The sequence below is a fragment of the Photorhabdus hindustanensis genome (assembly GCF_002968995.1).
Lineage (GTDB): Bacteria > Pseudomonadota > Gammaproteobacteria > Enterobacterales > Enterobacteriaceae > Photorhabdus > Photorhabdus akhurstii.
Genome location: NZ_PUWT01000156.1, coordinates 1 through 1,467 on the forward strand (window position 1 = coordinate 1; position 1,467 = coordinate 1,467).

A 1,467-nucleotide genomic window follows, 5' to 3' on the forward strand; every position below is an offset into this window, starting at 1 on the left:
ATCCGTGAAGGCACATCGTCACCCAGTACGCGATCGATGGCTTGACGTACCAGCATACCATTAGCCGGGATATCGCCGTATTTTTCCTTGCAGGCGGCGGGATTGGAAGAACACACCGCGATCAGCTCTTTTTGCTGCTTGAGGCTCAGATCTTCCATTTCCTTCGTGATCTGTTTGCAGTCGCCGCGTCCCTCACACCCTTTGGCTCTGGCCGCAAAGTCGTCTATCTGCTCCGCGCTCAAAAAGTTATTCTCAATTGCATTCTTCCCTGCCTGCGCCCCAGTGAGGGCACTGGCGCTGGAGTCACCGGCAATACCACCGGCCAGCCCGGCCGCCAGGGTGGAAAGGGTGCTGATAGTTTGTTTTTGCTCTTCCGTTAACTCACTGACTTTTGCTCCATCGCCGTAAAGTTGCTTTATCAGAACCTGAGCCGCCAGTTCCCCCGAAGCTGCACCGGCTGCGCCTGACAAGGCATTATTGCCGCTGACTTCCGCCGCCACTGCGCCTAAAATCGCATGGGCCAGCGTATTGGTGGCGATATCTACCTGATGGGTTTGCGGGTCGGTGGTCAGCTCTTTTATCACCCCGGCCAGGTAAGGGGAAGCGCCCCCGGCCAGCGCCTGACCGAGATTGTTCCCCGCTAAGCCCTGAATCGCTGCCGTAGCCGCCTGTAGGGCTTTCTGATAGGTTCCGCCGGTCCCCAAGCCCGAGTCATTCAGCGCCTGTGTGTAAGCGGTATCATAAACTTGCTTATTGATATCCGCCGCAGTCGGGTGTGGATTGCCACTGTCGACCAGTTTTTTTCTGGCTGCCGCTTCGTCCGGTTCACTGATATGGTCCAGCTTCGCTTTCGCCGCTTTGGTGGCGATAATTTTCCCTTCGGTACTGGCTATCTCGGTCATCTGGGCGCTGATTTCGCCAATCAGTCGCGCCTGTTTCAGTCGTTGCTGCGCTTTTTCCTTGTCAAATATCGGACTGAGGACATTCGCGGCGTTATCGGTATCGCGGCTGAGGGTCGCGATATCCTGCGTCTGGTGCGCCTTATCCCGGATAATCAGGTTGCCGTCGCTGACGGCGGCGTGCGTGGTGCTGCTGTCATGGCCCTGGTTATGGGAACCGCTCAGCCCATTGACCGCCAGATTATTCAGGACCTGACCGGCGGTGGGTTGGCCGAGGCTGACGCCCGCGCTTTGCTGCTCAACAGTAAAGTCCGCTTGATTTTTAATATCCTTGAAGCCCAGCGTTCCGGTGTTCAGGGTGTTGTTGGTTTTGTCGGCTTGACTCGCTATCACCGCGCCGTCCAGTTGGGTGTGGTCGCCGACGTTAACCTGATAGCCGCCTTTGCCGGCAAACAGCCCGGTCTGCTCCTGCACGCTGTCATAGTTGCTGTGGAGTTTATTGCGGCTGGCATTGAGGCTCGCGGTGCCGTTAGTGAGGGGACCCACGGTGGCGCTGACGCCGCGCTGG

1 protein-coding gene is annotated in these 1,467 nt (G+C 57.7%); it reads right to left on the minus strand.

The genetic code is table 11. The annotated features are described in order from the left end of the window. On the minus strand, positions 1 to 1,467 hold a 1,467-nt coding region (locus C6H66_RS24905; protein WP_248000825.1), incomplete at both ends, for a VENN motif pre-toxin domain-containing protein.